The following is a 17520-nucleotide window of genomic DNA, read 5'->3' as shown; positions in this document are numbered from 1 at the left end:
CCATGACGTCCCAAGACCCCGTCCTCGACATCCAGGAGAAGCCGCTCCGCGACGCGCTGAGCGAGCGGTATCTGAGCTACGCGCTGTCCACGATCATGGCGCGGTCGCTGCCCGACGTGCGCGACGGGCTGAAGCCGGTGCACCGGCGGCTGCTCTACGCCATGAGCCAGTTGCGGCTCGATCCCTCGACTCCGCCGAAGAAGTCGGCCCGCGTGGTCGGCGACGTGATCGGCAAGTTCCACCCGCACGGCGACACCTCGGTCTATGACGCGCTGGTCCGTCTGGCGCAGGACTTCGCGGTGCGCTACCCGCTGGTGGACGGGCAGGGGAACTTCGGCAACATCGACGGCGACAACGCCGCGGCCATGCGTTACACTGAGGCACGCCTGACCGACGTCGCCAAGGCCCTGCTGGAAGGCATCGACGAGGACGCGGTCGATTTCCGTCCGACCTACGACGGCGACGGGGACGAGCCGGCGGTGCTGCCGGCCAACTTCCCCAACCTGCTGGCCAACGGCTCCAGCGGCATCGCGGTCGGCATGGCGACCAACATCCCGCCGCACAACGCCGCCCAGATCTGCTCCGCCCTGCGGCTGGTGCTGAAGCACAAGCAGGACTGCGTGAAGGCGGCGCTGGCCGGCAAGGAGAAGCCGGCCCCGACGAAGATCGAGGATCTGGTCACCCTGATCTCCGGCCCCGACTTCCCCACCGGCGGCGTGCTGGTCGAGCCGCGGGCCAACGTGGTCGAAGCCTACCGCACCGGGCGCGGCTCCTTCCGCCTGCGCGCGAAGTGGGAGGTGGAGAAGCTGGGCCAGGGCACTTGGCAGGTCGTCGTCACCGAGATCCCTTATCAGGTGCAGAAGGCCCGCCTGGTCGAGAAGATCGCCGAGCTTCTGACCAACCGCAAGCTGCTGCTTCTGGAGGACGTGCGCGACGAGTCGGCGGAGGACGTGCGCCTCGTCCTGGTGCCGAAGAGCCGCAACGTCGATCCCGAGGTTCTGATGGCCTCGCTGTTCCAGACGACCGATCTGGAAATCCGCTTCGCCATGAACATGAACGTGCTGGACAAGGACAACGTCCCGCGCGTCATGAACCTGTTCGAGGTGCTGGACGCCTTCCTGGACCACCGGATGGAGGTGCTGGAGCGGCGGTCCCGCCACCGGCTGGCCAAGATCGACCACCGGCTGGAGGTGCTGGGCGGCTACCTGATCGCCTATCTGAACCTGGACGAGGTGATCCGCATCATCCGCGAGGAGGACGAGCCCAAGCAGGCGTTGATGCGCGTCTTCTCGCTGAGCGAGGTGCAGGCCGAGGCCATCCTCAACATGCGGCTGCGCAACCTGCGCAAGCTGGAGGAGATGGAGATCCAGCGCGAGAACGACGCGCTGACCGCCGAGAGGGCCGGGCTGACCGAGCTGCTGTCCGACGAGTCCCTGCGCTGGAAGACCATCGGCAAGGAGACGGAGGAGACGCGCAAACGCTTCGGCGAGGACCGCCGGACGCAGGTGGCCGAGGCCGCCGCCATCATCGACATCCCCGTGGACGCCATGGTGGAGCGCGAGCCGCTGACCGTGCTGTGCTCCCAGAAGGGCTGGATCCGCGCGGTGCGCGGCCATCTGACCGAGGCCGAGCGCGACGACGTGAAGTACAAGGAGGGTGACAAGGAAGGCTTCTCGGTCCATTGCGAGACCACCGACAAGCTCCTCGTCTTCGGGACCAACGGCAAATTCTACACGCTGTCCGCCGACAAGCTGCCGCGCGGGCGCGGCTTCGGCGAGCCGGTGCGGCTGATGATCGACCTCGGCAACGAGGCGGACATCATCACCCTGTTCAAACACCAGCCGGACCGCCGCCTGCTGGTCGCGTCGGAGGACGGGCGCGGCTTCCAGGTCGAGGAGAACGAGGTCGTTGCCCAGACCCGGTCCGGCAAGCAGATCCTGAACCCCGACGACAACAAGGACGCCCGGATCTGCATCCCGGCGGAGGGCGACCATGTGGCCGTCATCGGCAACAACCGTCTGCTGCTGGTCTTCCCGCTGGATCAGGTGCCGGTGATGGCCCGCGGCAAGGGCGTCCAGCTCCAGAAGTACAAGGACGGCAGCCTGTCCGACCTGAAGGTCTTCACCATCGCCAACGGCCTGAGCTGGAAGCACGGCGAGCGGCAGTTCAACGTCACCAACCTGACCGGCTGGCTGGGCAACCGCGCGGGTGTCGGGAAAATGCCGCCGAACGGCTTCCCCAAGGTCAATCGTTTCACCTAAGGTTGCGCGCAATCGGGGGGCTGACGGCCCCCCGTTTCACTTTTGGCGGAATTCGGGACGGAAAATTCCCGAATTGGTAGGACCGAGCCATGCTCGGACTTGAACACTGCCCCGCGATTCCGGCATAGTCATGCCATCAAAACGGACTCGGTGCCGTCAGCCGAAGCGGTGCCCCGAACGGGGCGTCAGGGCCGGCGGAACATCGGGCATCAGGGGAGGCACGCGCATGGTCACCACAGATCCGTGTGAAGGCACAGAGGTGGCACGGGGACCCGGCGGTCCCGGCAGTTCCACCCAGTGACCCGCACGGTGACGTCGATCCGGCGTTGCCAAGAACTTTCACCAAACATCCTTTCGAATTGCACGCTGCGCTCCCTTCCGGGGGCCGGAATGGCGGCGTGCACCCGCGCCGGGACGAGAGGACCCAAGGAGACATCCATGAAACGCCGTGTTTTCCTCACCAGTGCCGGTGTCGGTGTCGCCGCCAGCACGCTGGCCGCCCCCGCCATCGCCCAGAGCAACCCCGAGATCAAGTGGCGCTGCGCCTCCAGCTTCCCAAAGAGCCTGGACACCATTTATGGCGGCGCCGAGCGGGTGGCCAAGCGCGTCGCGGAGATGACCGAGGGCAAGTTCCAGATCCGCACCTTCGCCAGCGGTGAGATCGTTCCCGGCCTCCAGGTTCTGGACGCCGTGAAGGACGGCACCGTGGAGTGCGGCCACACCGTGTCCTACTATTATGTCGGCAAGGACCCGACCTTTGCCTTCGACGCGGCGATGCCCTTCGGCCTGAACGCGCGCCAGCAGAACGCCTGGATGACTCACGGCGGCGGCATGGAGCTGATGCGCGAGTTCTTCAAGGGCTACAACATCATCCAGTTCGCGGCGGGCAACACCGGCACCCAGATGGGCGGCTGGTTCCGCAATGAGCTGAAGAACGTCGAGGATCTGAAGGGCCTGAAGTTCCGCATCGGCGGCTACGCCGGCACCATCCTTCAGCGTCTGGGCGTCGTGCCGCAGCAGATCGCCGGCGGCGACATCTACCCGGCGCTGGAAAAGGGCACCATCGACGCGGCGGAGTGGGTCGGCCCCTACGACGACGAGAAGCTGGGCTTCAACAAGGTCGCCAAGTACTACTACTACCCCGGCTGGTGGGAAGGCGGCCCGCAGGTGTCCTTCCTCGTCAGCCTGCCGCAGTGGGAGCAGTTGCCGAAGCACTACCAGGCCGTTCTGGAAGCCGCCTGCGCCGACGCGACCGCCGACATGGTCGGCAAGTACGACGTGGTGAACATGCACGCGCTGAAGCGTCTGGTGGGCGCCGGCACCGTGCTGAAGCCCTATCCGCGCGACATCCTGCAAGCCTGCTATCAGGCGACCTTCGATGTCTATGAGGAAGAGGCCGCGAAGAACGAGAAGTTCCGCAAGATCTACGAGCAGTGGCGCAAGTTCCGCGACGAGGAGTATCTGTGGTTCCGCGTCGCCGAGAACACCTTCGACAACTTCGTCTACTCGGCCCCGACGCCGAAGAAGAAGTCGTAAGGAAACAGGCCGAACACGAAAAAGCCCCGCGCAAGCGGGGCTTTTTTGTTGCCGGAACCATACCCCTCTCCCTGAACCCTCTCCCCGGCGGGGAGAGGGGGGAAGGGCCGGTTACTTGCCCTGCAACTGCCGCATGAGGTCGGCGTTGGGGTCCTCGGCGGGCTGTTCCGGCGCGCCGAAGGGCGGCGGAGGCTCGCCGGCATCGAAGGCCGGGATCTCGATCTTCACGTTGTCCAGATCGATCGGTTCGCCACGGTCCAGGCCGGAGAAGACCATCTCCGGGAACATGATGACCAGCGCCACCATGATCAGCTGGATGCAGACGAACGGCACCGCACCCCAGTAGATCTGGCCGGTCGTGATCTTTTTGATGATCTTTCCGGTGATCTTGTCCTTGTAATCCTCGCGCGGTGCGACGCTTCGCAGGAAGAACAGGGCGAAGCCGAAGGGCGGATGCATGAAGGAGGTCTGCATGTTGACGCCCAGCAGCACGCCGAACCAGATCAGGTCGATGCCCAGCTTCTCCGCGACCGGGGCGAGCAGCGGCACGATGATGAAGGCCAGCTCGAAGAAGTCGAGGAAGAAGGCGAGCAGGAAGACCATGATGTTGACGACGATCAGGAAGCCCAGTTCGCCGCCCGGCAGGCTGGTCAGCAGATGCTCCACCCACAGGTCGCCGTTCACGGCGCGGAACACCAGACCGAAGACCGTCGAGCCGATCAGGATGAAGATCACGAAGGAGGACAGCTTCGCCGTCGTGTCCATCGCCTGACGCATCAGCGACCAGCTCAGCTGCCGCTTCATGATCGCCAGGATCATGGCGCCCGCGGCACCCATGGCGCCGCCCTCCGTCGGCGTCGCGATGCCGAGGAAGATGGTGCCCAGCACCAGGAAGATCAGGACCAGCGGCGGCACCAGCGAGGTCAGCACCCGGAGGAGAAGCTGGAACCCGCGCAGGGAGCGCGCCTCCGGCGGCAGGGCCGGGGCGAATTCCGGCCGGACGATGCTGGTGACCAGGATGTAGCCGGCGTAGAGGCCGGTCAGCACCAGGCCGGGGACCAGGGCGCCGGCGTACATGTCGCCGACCGAACGGCCGAGCTGGTCGGCCAGGATGATCAGCACCAGCGACGGCGGGATGATCTGGGCCAGCGTGCCCGACGCCGCGATGACGCCCGACGCCAGCCGCCGGTCATAACCGTAGCGCAGCATGATCGGCAGCGAGATCAGCCCCATCGAGATGACCGACGCGGCCACCACGCCCGTCGTGGCGGCCAGCAGCGCGCCGACGAAGATCACCGCATAGGCCAGACCGCCGCGCAGCGGGCCGAAGAGCTGTCCGACCGTGTCGAGCAGATCCTCGGCCATGCCCGATCGTTCGAGGATCAGACCCATGAAGGTGAAGAAGGGAATGGCCAGCAGCGTGTCGTTGCGCATGATGCCAAAGACGCGCTCCGGCAGCGCCTGGAACAGCGCCGGGGTCAGCAGGCCCAGCTCGATGCCGATCAGGCCGAAGAGAAGGCCGTTCGCGGCGAGCGCGAAGGCGACGGGGAAACCCATCAGAAGGAAAAGAACAAGCGCCGCGAACATCAGCGGCGCCATGTTCTCGATGAGGAAGGCAGCCATCGTTTGGTCCCCGGTCTCTTAGGAGTGGCTGTGCATCTTCTCGCCGGGCTGGTCGGTGAGGCCGGCCAGGAAGGCGATGCGCTTGATCAGCTCGGACACCGCCTGCATGGTCAGCAGGAAGAAACCGGCGGGAACCAGGATCTTGGCCGGCCAGCGGATCAGACCGCCGGCGTCGCTCGACATCTCCTTGGTGATGAAGCTGTCCCAGAACATCGGCCAGGACAGCCACATGATCAGGATGGCCATCGGGAACAGGAAGAAGAGGATCCCGAAGATGTCCACCATGCACTGAACACGCCTGGAGAAGCGGCCAAGCACGATGTCGATCCGGATGTGTTCGTTGCGCAGGAACGTATAGCCCGAGCACAACAGGAAAATCGCGGAGAAGAGATACCATTGCAGCTCAAGCCAGGCGTTGGAGCTGTAATGGAGGCTGTAGCGGATGACGGCGTTGGCGGAACTGACGATCACGGCGACCAGCACCAGCCAATAGACGAGTTTGCCGATGCCGTTGTTGACAGCATCGATCAGCCCGCTGATTTGGAGCAGGAACCTCAACGGAGAGCCTCCCTGTTGGTTTGGACCGGGTCGCTGCCCGATCCGTTCCTTTTGTTGCCCTGTGAACGGTGGCGCTGGGCGCCGGTTCAATCTTTTATGGTAACACCAACGGGTGTTTTCTGCGGCAATATTCCGCAGGAGGCCCCGGTTGTGCAAGAGTTTGAAAGCCCTTATACGTGATTGCCCCAATATACCCATCGCAGGCAATCCGCCGGGCGGGCCGTCAGGCGGGCGGATCGTTCGGCAGGCGGAACCAGCCGTCCCGGCCCAGCGCCTCCAGCGGGCGGAACTTCGCCTTGTAGGCCATCTTCCGGCTCTGCTCGATCCAATAGCCGAGATAGACGTAGGGCAGCCCCTCGGCCTGCGCGCGCTCCAGCAGGCTGAGGATCATGAAGGTGCCCAGGCTGCGGCGGTCCTGGCGCGGGTCGTAGAAGCTGTAGACGGCGGAGAAGCCGTCGGTCAGGCGGTCGGTCAGCATGCAGCCGACCAGCCGCCCCTGGGCGTCGCGGGCCTCGAACAGGCTGGTGTCGGCCCGGCCCTCGTCGATCATGGCGGCGAAGTCGGCCATCGCCATGCGCGCCATGTCGGATTCGCCGTGGCGGGAATTCTGGTACAGGGTGAACAGCCGGTACTGCTCCGCCGTGGCGGCGGCGGGTGCTTCCGCCAGGGTCAGGTCGCCGTTGCCGCGGCTGACGCGCTTCTGCGACCGGGTGGGGGCGAAGGCGGCCACCGGGATGCGGACCGGGACGCAGGCCTGGCAGTTCGGGCAGACGGGGCGGTAGACGATGTCGTGGCTGCGCCGGAAGCCGGCGCGCGACAGGGTGGAGTTGACCTCCGCCGAATAGGGGCCCAACAGCCGGGTGAACAGCTTGCGCTCCACCCGCCCCGGCAGGTAGGGGCAGGGCATCGGCCCTGACCGGAAGAACTGCTGGAGCGGGCGGAGTTGCGGCTGGATGACCGACATCTGGATGACCGACTGAGGTCCGGCTGTTGGGGATCGGCGGCGGCTATTGCGACTGGCTCTGGGTCATGGGGACGACGGTCTGGCCGAAGAAGGCGCGTCCGATCTCGTTGGTGATCCCGCAAAGCTGGCCCTGCACCCCGTCCAGATACTCGTGCAGACCGTCCTGGATCACAACCTCGATCGGGCGGGCCAGCAGCGCGCCGAGCAGCTCGTCCACCTTCTCCATCGCCTCACTGCCGTTGCGCAGGGTGTAACGGGACTTCAGGCGGGTCAAGAGGCCGTCGATCTGTCGCACACACATCACAACGGACCGCGGAAACCCTTCGTTGAACATCATGAAGCCGGCGACCGTGGTGGGCGACATGCCGCGCGGGTAGACACGCCGGAAGGCGTGGTACCCGGCGGCGGAGCGCAGCACCGTCGTCCACTGGCTCATGTCCAGGGTCGAGCCGACCGCCACGGGGGAGGGCAGCAGCGTGTGGTACTTGATGTCCAGCAGGCGGGTGGTCTGGTCGGCCCGCTCGATGTACTTGCCGAGCTGGTAGAAGTACCAGCCCTGGTCGCGGTAGAAGGTGCCCTCGGTGATGCCGGTGTGGGTCTGGCACTCCTCCTTGATCCAGGTGCAGACCTTGGACAGGTTGGGCAGGGCCACGTCCTTGCCGTTCATCTCCACCAGCTTGTTGTGGAACACGTTGATCTGCGTCCACATCTCGGTGGAGATCCAGGGGCGCAGGACGCGGGCGTTCTCCCGCGCCATGCGCAGCATGGAGACCAGCGAGTTCGTGTGCTGGGTGTCGAACATGTAGTAGTGGACCACCGCTTCCGCCGTGGGGCGGTCGTGGCGGCTGAAGAAGTCCTTCTCGTCGGCGTTGAGCTGGACGATGGAGAACCAGTTGGTCATGCCCCGCGTGTCGCGCGCGAAGGTCTCGTGCACGTCGAGGATGCGGGCGAGATTCTCGGCGCGCTCCATGTAGCGCGCCATCCAGAAAATGCATTCGGCGTAACGGGCCAGCAGATTCACGACGCGCTCCCTTCCTGTGCCCCATCCTGGAGCACCCAGGTGTCCTTGGACCCGCCGCCCTGCGACGAGTTGACGATCAGCGTGCCCTTCTTCAGCGCCACGCGGGTCAGGCCGCCGGGCAGCACCCAGGTGTTCTTGCCCGTGATGGCGAAGGGCCGCAGATCGACATGGCGGGGATCGATGCCGTCGTCGGTCACGGTGGGGCAGACCGACAGGTCCACCACCGGCTGGCTGATGTAGTTGGACGGATCGGCCAGCAGCTTGGCCCGGCAATCCGCCAGCTCTTCCCTGCTGGCGCGCGGGCCGATGGTGATGCCGTAGCCGCCGGCCTCGCCGACCGGCTTCACCACCAGCTTGTCCAGGTTGTCCAGCGTGTATTGCAGCGCGTCGGCCTCGCGGCAGATGCGCGTGTCCACGTTGGGGATGATCGCCTCCTGGTCGAGGTAGTATTTGATCATCCGCGGGACGTAGCAGTAGATCGCCTTGTCGTCGGCGACACCGGTGCCGACGGCGTTGGCCAGCGCCACGTTGCCCTTGCGGTAGGCTTCCATGATGCCGGGGACGCCCAGCATGCTGTCCGGGTTGAAGGCCTTGGGGTCGAGGAAGGCGTCGTCGATGCGGCGGTAGATCGAATCGACCCGCGCCAGACCGTTGGTGGTCTTCATGTAGACGCGGTCGTTCTCCACCACCAGATCGCGCCCCTCGACCAGCGGCACGCCCATCTCCCGCGCCAGGAAGATGTGCTCGAAATAGGCGGAGTTGTAGGAGCCGGGCGACAGCAGCACGACCTGCGGGTCGGCCACGTCCTGCGGAGCGATCTCCATCATCGCGTCCAGCAGCTTGTGGCCGTAGTTGTCCACCGGGCGGATGCCGATGTCCTGCATCAGGTCGGGGAAGACGCGCTGCATCATGTGGCGGTTTTCGACCACGTAGGACACGCCGGACGGCACGCGCCCGTTGTCCTCCAGCACCCGGAAGGTGCCCTCGCGGTCGCGCACCAGATCCGTGCCCATGATGTGGATGTAGGTGTCGAACGGCACGTCCAGCCCGATCATCTGCGGGCGGAAGCAGCCGTTGCCCAGCACGAGATCGGCGGGAATCACCCCGTCCTTCAGGATCTTCTGGTCGTGGTAGATGTCGTGGAGGAACAGGTTCAGCGCGGTCACGCGCTGGGTGATTCCCGCCTCCAGATGCGCCCATTCCTTGGCCGAGATCACCCGGGGAATGATGTCGAAGGGGAGGATCCGGTCCACCGCGTCCTTGTTCGAGTAAACAAGGAAGGTGATGCCCAGATTGTACAGTTCACGTTCGGCGTCCTGCGACCGCCGCAACAGATCCCCGAAGTTCAGACCGGCCAGTCTCTGCCGGATCAGCGCCGTATGTTCGGCTGGGCAATCACGGCCTCCAAACAACTCGTCGAAATAAAGGCCGGGATCGTAGTTCGTCAAAAGGTCAGTCGCCTTGCCTTCGGGTACGCTCACAGACTCCCCCGCAGCTAACGCCCTTGATTGACCGATGCCGTATGGCAATGGTGTCTGCCGCGAAGTATGAACCATCGCTTCGCCTTTTGAACAGGGCAAACATTCCCCGCGTTGTGCGACGCAATGACAAAACAAGAAGGAGTATGGATAAAGGTAAGGAACTAACGCCTTGGTACCGGCGTCCGACCGGCTTTGGTATCAGCGCGGGACGGCGGCACCAGCCGAGGCTTCGCCTCCGGTCTTGCTTTCGCGCAGAAGGACCATGCTGATGCGGCGGTTGCGCGGGCTGCCGGGCTGGTCGGGCACCAGAAGCTCGCGGTCGGCGCGCCCGATCACATCCTGGACGCGCTCCTCCGGGATGCCCCCGGCGATCAGGGCGCGGCGCGTGGCGTTGGCGCGTTCCGTGGACAGGTCCCAGTTGTCGCGCCCGGCGCCCGACGTGAAGGGAATGCCGTCGGTGTGGCCGCTGATCGACAGCTTGTTCGGCAGCTTGGCGAGCGCCTTGGCCACCTGCATGACCAGCTGGCGGGTCTGCGGGTACATCTGGCCCGACCCGCCGGGGAACATCGAGACGCGGTCCTGGTCCACGATCTGGATTCGCAGGCCCTCCGGCGTCTGGTCGATCATCAGGTTCTGGGCCAGCGGCTCCAGCTCCGGCACGGACTGGATGGCCTGCCGGATCTCGGTGGCGGCCTGCTGGAACTGGCGAGCCTCCTTCTGGGCGTCCTGCAGCTTCTCGCCGCCTTCCTTCACGCGCTCGGCGAAGTCGGACAGCCGTTCCCCCGGCTTCTGGCCGGAAATGCCGAGCTGCTTGGCCTGCTCCTCCAGCCGCTTCTGGTAATCGAGCCGCGACTCGTTGGATTTCTGTTCGGTGGGCGTGGACGGCGGCGGGGCGGCGTCGGTCGGATCGTTGGCCTCCTCGTCCTCCTGGGTCGAATGGCCGGGCGGGCCGGAGACCGGAACGTCGGCGGACATCGGGGAGGAGGGGGAGATCTGGGCGCCCGGCGCGGTGATGGTGCGCCCGCCCAGCATGCCGCCGGACCCCGAATTCTCGCGGCTGACCGACATCGGCGAGAAATAGTCCGCGATGCCCTTGCGCTGGTCCGACGTGGTGACGTTCAGCAGCCACAGCAGCAGGAAGAAGGCCATCATCGCCGTCACGAAGTCGGCGTAGGCGACCTTCCAGGCGCCGCCGTGGTGGCCGCCGTGGCCGCCCTTCTTCTTCTTGATGATGATCGGCTGTTCGCCGCCGGACGGGTTCGCTGACATGAAGCCTTGCTGGGGTGGAGCCTTGCGGGGGCTGCGGTCGGGAATTCGTGGCCAGTGCGGACGCCCGAAGGTTGGCCTCTCATCCTTAAGATCCATTTAATGCGGCAGGCTGACGCTTCCGCCCCCTGCCGGGCAGATGCGGCTTGCGCCGACGGTCCGGCTGGGTTACTCCCGCTTCTTCGCCGCCGCTTCCTCGCCCCAATAACCGACGAGCCCACACAGGCCGCCATGACCTTCGATTCTCGGGCCTTCCGCAACGCCCTCGGATGCTTCGCCACCGGCATCACGGTCGTCACCACCATCGCCCCGGACGGGGAGCCGATCGGCGTGACCGTGAACTCCTTCTCGTCGGTGTCGCTCGACCCGCCGCTGGTGCAGTTCTGCCTGGGCCGGGCGGCGATGTCCTTCGACGCCTTCACCACCGCGCCGTCCTTCGCGGTGAACATCCTGGCGGAAGGGCAGGCGGAGCTGTCGAACCGCTTCTCCCGCCGCGATCTTCAGGAGCGCTGGGACGGGGTGGGGGTGGAGCGCTGGGACAGCGGCGTGCCGATCCTCACCGGCTGCCTCGCCAATCTGGAATGCGACCGGGAGCATGTCTATGACGGCGGCGACCACGTCATCGTCGTGGGCCGCGTGCGCCGCCTGTCCGGCAGCGAGGATGGAAAGCCGCTGCTCTATTTCCGCGGCGCCTACGGCCAGCTTCCCTGAGCCGGAACCGGGTCAGGAAATATCGGTCATCAGCTCGGTCGGGAAGCCCGCCTCCTCCATGCGGGCGACGAGGCGCTGGACGTGGCTGCGCCCGCGGGTTTCCAGAACCACGTCGATCTCCGCCATGCGCACCGGCACGTCGTGGAACAGGCGCTGGTGGTGCACCTCCACGATGTTGGCCCCGGCCTCGCCCAGCAGGCGGGCGACGCGGGCGAGCGCGCCGGGCGCGTCGGTGATGCCGATGCGCAGCCGCACCATGCGGCCCTCGTAGACCAGCCCGCGCGTCAGCACCTGCGCCAGGATGCGCGCGTCGATGTTGCCGCCGGACACGACGACGCCCACGCGCTTGCCGCGGAACCGCTCCGGATCGTCCAGCACGGCGGCCAGGGCGGCGGCCCCGGCGCCCTCGGCCACCAGCTTCTGCACGGTGGCGAGGCGGTAGACGGCCTCCTCCAGCCGCGGTTCGCCCACCTCCACCACATCGTCCACGTATCGGCGGACCAGCGGCAGGGTGACGGCGCCGGGGGCCTTGACCGCGATGCCGTCCGCGATGGTGGCGCCGCCGCAGGCGATGGGCTGCCCGGCCAGCGCCTGCCGCATGGACGGGAACATGGCGCACTCCACCCCGATCACCTGAACGCCGGGCCTCAAAGCCTTGGCGGCCACCGCCATGCCGCCGATCAGCCCGCCGCCGCCCACCGGCACCACCAGCATGTCCAGGTCCGGCGCGGCGTCGAGCAGCTCCAGCGCGGCGGTGCCCTGGCCGGCGGCGATCAGCGGGTCGTCGTAGGGATGCACGAAGACGAGGCCCTCGCGCTCCGCAAGCTCCCGCGCGTGGGCCGCGGCGTCGCTCAGCGTCTCGCCGTGCAACTCGACGCGGGCGCCCAGGCTTTCCGTGCGCTCCACCTTGGTGAAGGGGGTGAAGGCGGGCATGACGATGACCGAGCGGATGCCCAGCCGCGTGGCGTGGCAGGCCACCGCCTGGGCATGGTTGCCCGCCGACATGGCGATCACCCCGGCTTGGCGCTCCGCCTCGTCCAGCGACAGCAGCTTGTTGAGCGCTCCCCGCTCCTTGAACGAGCCGGTGAGATGCTGGTTCTCCAGCTTCAGGACCACCGAACAGCCGGTCATCTCCGACAGGCGGGGGGAAGCCTCGGTGGGGGTGATGGGCAGGCGGTCCCCGATCCGGGCGGCGGCGGCGCGGATGTCGTCCAGAGTCAGCGAAGGGGCCTGCTCGGTCATGGGGGACTCCCTGGAGTGCGGGGGGACAGCGTCAGCACCGTGGCTCCGTCGCGGGCCAGCGTGCCGCGGTCGCCGGCCAGCCGCAGGCCGGCGCCGTCGCGCCAGCCCCGCACCAGATCCCCCCAATGGGGCGACAACGGGTTGCCCGACTGGCCGGTGGCGATGGAGAAGCGGGAGTTGCCGAGGTCCGACAGGTCGTAGACCGCGCGCAGCCCCGGCCCGTGCACATGGGCGAAAGGGTCCTGCGGGTCGCGCACGCGGGTGGTGCCGCGGTTGACGGTGAAGGCGCCGCCGCCGGTCGGGACGGACAGGTCGAACAGGGGGCCGAGCAGCGGCACCCGGCCCAGCAGCCGGTGGTTCAGGGCGGCCTTGTGCTCATCCCCCCAGCGCCAGTTGGCCATGTCCGGTCCGTGGCGCCGTTCGATCTCGGCCAGGGCGGCTTTCAGCGCCCCGGCCAGCATGGCGGTGCAATCCTCGCGGGCCGGCGTGGTGCGGTCGTCGCACCATTGCGGCGATACGGTCAGCACGCGGTGGAGGGCGCGCGGGCGCAGGTCCCAATAGCCCTGGAACAGTGGCCCCAGCTCGTCGGCGAAGACGCTGCGGACCAGCTCCCGCTCCCACCAGGAGAAGATCAGCGGCTCCGCGCGGTCGCGGTCCATGCGCCCGTCCCAGCCGGCCAGCCGGTCCAGAGCGGCGCGGGCCTGCCCGTCGAGGCCGGGCGCCGGGCGCAGCGGTTCCAGCATCAGCGGCAGCAGGTCGCGCGCCGGCAGGGACAGCTCGTCCATCTGCTGGGCGGCCACCGCGTCGACCGTGTGGGGGCCATCGCCCAGCATCTGCACGATCCGCTCGGCGCGGGCGGGATCCGGCCATTCGGTCGCCAGGGCGTAGGGATAGCCGGGGCCGACCACCGCGTTGTTGGCGTTGACGAACTGGCCGGACGGCGGATCGACCGCCTGGGGCAACGCCTCGAAGGGGATGTAGCCGACCCAGTCGTTCTCGCCGGTCCAGCCCGGCACCGGCACGCGCCCGTCGCCGCCGCGCCGCACCGGAACCAGCGCCGGGGAGAGGAAGCCCAGCGTCCCCGCCGTGTCGGCGTAGAGGACGTTCTGCTGCGGCGCGACGTGGAGGAACAGCGCCTCGCGCACCGCGGCGGCGTCGGCGGCGTGGTTCAGCCGGTACAGCGCCTCCGCCGTGGTATCGGCGCCGGTCAGGCCGGGGAAGGCCAGGGCCAGCACATGGCCGTCCGGCGCGGCGGCGGCGGCCTCCGGCGTGGTCAGCACCGGGCCGTGGCGCGTCTCCCGAACGGTCAGCCGCTCCTCCGGCTGGCCGGCGATGCGGATGGTCTCGTTCCGGGTCTCGAACGGCGCGCTGCCGTCCGGGGTCAGGTAGCGTCCGGGGTCCTGCGGATCGAGCTTCTCGACGAACAGGTCCTGGGTGTCGCTGTGGGTGGTCGTGAAGCCCCAGGCGACGCGCCCGTTGTGACCCAGGACATGCAGCGGCACGCCGGGAATGGTCGCCCCGGCGATGCGGTGCCCGGGCGTCACGATGCGCGCCAGATACCAGAGGATCGGCGCCTCCAGCCCCAGATGGGGATCGTTGGCGAGGATCGGCTTGCCGGTCGCGCTGCGCGTCCCGGTCAGCGCCCATTCGTTGGACGCCGTGTCGAAGCCGAGGTCGGGCAATGCGGCCAGCGCGCTTTGCAGGTCCATCCCGTCCAGCGCCGCCGCCAGGGTCACCGGGGCGGCGGGGTCGGAATCGGGGAACAGGTCGCGCATCTGCTCCGGCGACAGGCTCTTCAGGGCGGCGGCGCGGAACAGCTCGTCCCGCGAATCGCCGGAAAGCTGGAGCGCCATCAGCTTGCCCCAGACGAGGCTGTCGGCGGGGCGCCAGGGCTCGGGGGTGTGGCGGAGGAGCTGGAACTCGATGGGCAGCGCCTCCGTGCGCGTCTCCATCCAGGCGTTCACCCCGGCGGCGTAGGCGTCGAAGGCGGCGCGGGCCTCCGGCGACATCTCCTCATAGGCGGCCTCGGCCCGGCGATAGACGCCCAGCGTGCGCATGGAGCGGTCGAGCCGCAGCGCCCAGTCGCCGAAGCGCGTGCCGACCAGCTCCGCCAGCCGCCCGGCGCCGCTGCGCCGCATCGTCTCCATCTGCCACAGCCGGTCCTGCGCGTGGACGTAGCCCAGCGCGAAATAGGCGTCCCGCTCGGTGGCGGCGAAGATGTGGGGAATGGCCTGCCGGTCGCGCAGGATCTCGACGGGCCGGTCCAGCCCCGGCACCGTGGCGGCGCCCTCATAGGCCGGCGTCTGTTGGCGGAGCCACAGCAGGAAGCCGCCCGCCCCCAGCGCTGGAACCACGGCCACCAGGGCGAGAAGGGCCAGCAGGACGGCCAGGGGCTTGCGGACGGCACGGGGAATCATTCAGGGACCGGGTCTTATGAGGCTTCTTGGATCGGTCCCCCATACATGGGTGCGCGGACCGCCGCCAGCCAGCCACGCCGCCTAGGCTGCCGATGTCAGCGCGTCGCGCAGCGCCTCGGGCGCCACCGGCTTGTGCAGCAGGCGGTGGCCGCTCTGCTGGACCTCGGCGATGCGGGCGGGGTCGGTGTCGCCGGTCAGCACCAGCGCCGGCACGCGCACCCCGCACACCCCGTAGATGTCGCGGATGGCCTGGAGCCCGGTCCGCCCCTCGCGCAGGCGGTAATCGGCGACGATCATGTCGGGCCGCTGCCCCAGGCTGGTCAGGGTGCCCACGGCCTCGTCGGCGGAGACGGCGGCCACCACCTCGTACCCCCACTCCTCAAGCATGGTCCGCATGGAGAGCAGGATGATCGCGTCGTCCTCCACCACCACGACCAGCCCCTTGCTGCCGTTGGCGGCGGGCTGGGAGGCGGGGCGGCAGGTCTTCATCACCGGGCGCGCCGCGACCGACGGCACGGTCAGGCCGAAGGCGCTGCCCCGCCCCGGTTCGGAGCGCAGCGTCACGCCATGGCCGAGCAGCCCGGCCAGCCGCCGCACGATGGCGAGGCCGAGCCCCAGCCCCTTGCGCCGGTCGCGTTCGGGGTTGGCGAGCTGGGAGAACTCGACGAACACCTCCTCCCGCTGGTCCTCGGGGATGCCGATGCCGGTGTCCAGCACCTCGATCCGCAGGCCGTTGCCGGTGCGGCGGCAGCCGATCAGCACCCGCCCGCTCTCGGTGTAGCGGATGGCGTTCTCCACGAGGTTGCGCAGGATGCGCTCGACCAGCGCCGGGTCGCTGCGCGTCCAGGCGCTGGTGGGGACGAGGCGCAGCGCGATCCCCGCCTCCTCCGCGCGGCCCCGGTACTCGTCGGCCAGACGGTGCAGCAGCGGCCCCAGCGCGAACTCCGTCACCGCGGGGGTGACCACCCCGGCGTCGAGCCGCGACACGTCGAGCAGGCTGTCCAGCAGCGTGCGCAGGCCGTTCAGCGACTCGCTCATGCTCGCCAGCAGGGGGGAGGCCGGGTGGCCGTTCAGCCGGTCGGACAGGGCGTGGGCGAAGAAGAACAGCGACTGCACCGGCTGGCGCAGGTCGTGGCTGGCCGCGGCCAGGAACTTGGTCTTCGCCATGTCGGCGCGCTGCGCGTCGTCGCGGGCGGCCAGGGCCTCCTCGCGGGCGCGCTCCGCCTCCGCCTTGGCGCGGTGCAGGGCGTCCTCCGCCGCCTTGCGGGCGGTGATGTCGCGCATGATGCCGGTGAACAGCCGCTGCCGCCCGTCGTGCCATTCGGCCACCGACAGCTCCAACGGGAAGGTGGAGCCGTCCTTGCGCCGGCCCTCCACCTCGCGCCCGATGCCGATGATCCGCCGCTCGCCCGTCTCGCGGAAATGGGCGATGTAGCCGTCATGGGCGGCGCGGTGCGGTTCCGGCATCAGGATGCGGACGTTCGCCCCGATGGCCTCCGCCGCGCCGTAGCCGAAGGTCGTCTCGGCGGCCCGGTTGAAGGACTGGATGATGCCCCTCTCGTCGATCACCACGATCGGGTCCACCGCCGTATCGACGACGGAGCGGTAGCGGGCCTCCTGCCCCGCCGCCCGTTCCGCCGAGAGGCGCCGGTCGAGCAGGACGGAGGCGAGCCCGAGCGACAGGATCAGCAGCGTCCCGACGCCCGTTCCGACCGCCAGCGACGGGGTGGACAGGACGAATCGGGCATCGTCCGCCAGATGGACCGCGTCCGGAAACGCGCCGTGCCCGGCGGCGCTGGCCGCGGCCATGCCGATGTAATGCATGCTGATCACCGCGGCGCCGAGCACCAGCGCGCCGGACAGGCGCTGCAGGGAACTGGCCGTGCGGAAGGCGAGCCAGAGGGCGGCGGTGGACGCGGCGATGGCGATGGCCACCGAAGCGGCGACCAGCGGCGCGTCGTAGGCCAGCGGCACCGGCAGCCGCATGCCGGCCATGCCGACGTAATGCATCGCCACGATGCCGAATCCGGTCAGCAGGCCAGCCGCCGGCAAGGTCATCCGCCGGCCCCGCCCATGCGCCACCGCGAACAGCCCGGCCCCCGACACCCCGACCGCCAGAAGGAAGGACAAGGCGGTCAGCGCGATGTCGTAGGACACCGGCACGGGCATGCGCATCGCCATCATGCCGATGAAATGCATGGACCAGATGCCCGCGCCCAGGGCGAGCGCCGCGGCGCCCAGCCAGCCGTTCCGCCCCCGTTCGGCATCCCGCGCGTGGGAGGCGAGGTCCAGCGCCACATAGCCGCCGAAGGACGCGACGACGACGGACAGCGCGACGAGGTAGGGATCGTAATGGCCGAGCACGATGGGACGCACCGGGAATTGCCGAAGGGACGGACGCGCGATGGCAGAAATGTTAGATAGTGGAAAGCCGCGCCGA

12 protein-coding genes are annotated in these 17520 nt (G+C 68.3%); 3 read left to right on the top strand and 9 right to left on the bottom strand.

What is annotated here, in order from left to right; all coding sequences use genetic code 11:
- Nucleotides 1–2 precede the first annotated feature (2 nt).
- Together parC and QSG27_RS04260 are read left to right on the top strand one after the other, a co-directional pair.
- Nucleotides 3–2261, top strand: coding sequence for a DNA topoisomerase IV subunit A (gene parC / locus QSG27_RS04265; RefSeq protein ID WP_306703888.1), 2259 nt, complete (start codon nucleotides 3–5; stop codon nucleotides 2259–2261).
- Nucleotides 2262–2699: 438 nt separating this feature from the next.
- The gene (locus QSG27_RS04260; RefSeq protein WP_306703887.1) at nucleotides 2700–3797 is read left to right on the top strand and encodes a TRAP transporter substrate-binding protein; all 1098 of its coding nucleotides are present in this window, start codon (nucleotides 2700–2702) and stop codon (nucleotides 3795–3797) included.
- A gap of 111 nt (nucleotides 3798–3908) precedes the next feature.
- On the opposite strand, the gene QSG27_RS04255 is transcribed toward QSG27_RS04260, so the two are convergent.
- The 6 genes from QSG27_RS04255 to QSG27_RS04230 all read right to left on the bottom strand — a co-directional run bounded on the left by QSG27_RS04255 (nucleotide 3909) and on the right by QSG27_RS04230 (nucleotide 10713).
- Entirely contained in the window at nucleotides 3909–5420 is a 1512-nt protein-coding gene (locus QSG27_RS04255) for a TRAP transporter large permease (RefSeq protein WP_306703886.1), read from the bottom strand.
- Between the two features lie 18 nt (nucleotides 5421–5438).
- A complete protein-coding gene (locus QSG27_RS04250; RefSeq protein WP_306703885.1) occupies nucleotides 5439–5978 on the bottom strand; it encodes a TRAP transporter small permease subunit in 540 nt (179 codons plus the stop codon).
- Between the two features lie 223 nt (nucleotides 5979–6201).
- Nucleotides 6202–6942 carry an arginyltransferase gene (locus QSG27_RS04245; RefSeq protein WP_306703884.1) on the bottom strand — a complete coding sequence of 247 codons (741 nt, stop codon included), beginning with the start codon at nucleotides 6940–6942 and terminating at the stop codon, nucleotides 6202–6204.
- Between the two features lie 43 nt (nucleotides 6943–6985).
- Nucleotides 6986–7963 (bottom strand): alpha-E domain-containing protein, encoded by a 978-nt coding sequence (locus QSG27_RS04240; protein WP_306703883.1) that lies wholly within the window; start codon nucleotides 7961–7963, stop codon nucleotides 6986–6988.
- Nucleotides 7960–9444, bottom strand: coding sequence for a circularly permuted type 2 ATP-grasp protein (locus QSG27_RS04235; protein ID WP_306703882.1), 1485 nt, complete (start codon nucleotides 9442–9444; stop codon nucleotides 7960–7962). The genes QSG27_RS04240 and QSG27_RS04235 overlap by 4 nt, the downstream gene beginning before the upstream one ends.
- 198 nt (nucleotides 9445–9642) lie before the next feature.
- Nucleotides 9643–10713, bottom strand: a complete 1071-nt coding sequence (locus QSG27_RS04230; protein WP_306703881.1) for a flagellar motor protein MotB — start codon at nucleotides 10711–10713, stop codon at nucleotides 9643–9645.
- Between the two features lie 228 nt (nucleotides 10714–10941).
- Here QSG27_RS04230 and QSG27_RS04225 point away from each other — a divergent pair, with 228 nt between their 5' ends.
- Complete coding sequence (locus QSG27_RS04225) at nucleotides 10942–11421, top strand: flavin reductase family protein (RefSeq protein WP_306703880.1); 480 nt, start codon at nucleotides 10942–10944, stop codon at nucleotides 11419–11421.
- Nucleotides 11422–11433: 12 nt separating this feature from the next.
- Here QSG27_RS04225 and QSG27_RS04220 read toward each other — a convergent pair whose 3' ends face one another.
- The 3 genes from QSG27_RS04220 to QSG27_RS04210 form a co-directional block, all read right to left on the bottom strand.
- Nucleotides 11434–12663, bottom strand: coding sequence for a threonine ammonia-lyase (locus QSG27_RS04220; protein ID WP_306703879.1), 1230 nt, complete (start codon nucleotides 12661–12663; stop codon nucleotides 11434–11436).
- Entirely contained in the window at nucleotides 12660–15080 is a 2421-nt protein-coding gene (locus QSG27_RS04215) for a penicillin acylase family protein (protein WP_306703878.1), read from the bottom strand. The genes QSG27_RS04220 and QSG27_RS04215 overlap by 4 nt, the downstream gene beginning before the upstream one ends.
- Before the next feature lie 81 nt (nucleotides 15081–15161).
- Nucleotides 15162–17456: a hybrid sensor histidine kinase/response regulator gene (locus tag QSG27_RS04210; RefSeq protein ID WP_306703877.1), complete on the bottom strand. Its 2295-nt coding sequence runs from the start codon at nucleotides 17454–17456 to the stop codon at nucleotides 15162–15164.
- Nucleotides 17457–17520: the final 64 nt, after the last annotated feature.

Source organism: Azospirillum isscasi (assembly GCF_030849505.1).
Taxonomy (GTDB): Bacteria; Pseudomonadota; Alphaproteobacteria; order Azospirillales; family Azospirillaceae; genus Azospirillum; species Azospirillum isscasi.
This window is presented reverse-complemented; position numbering and strand designations above follow the sequence as displayed.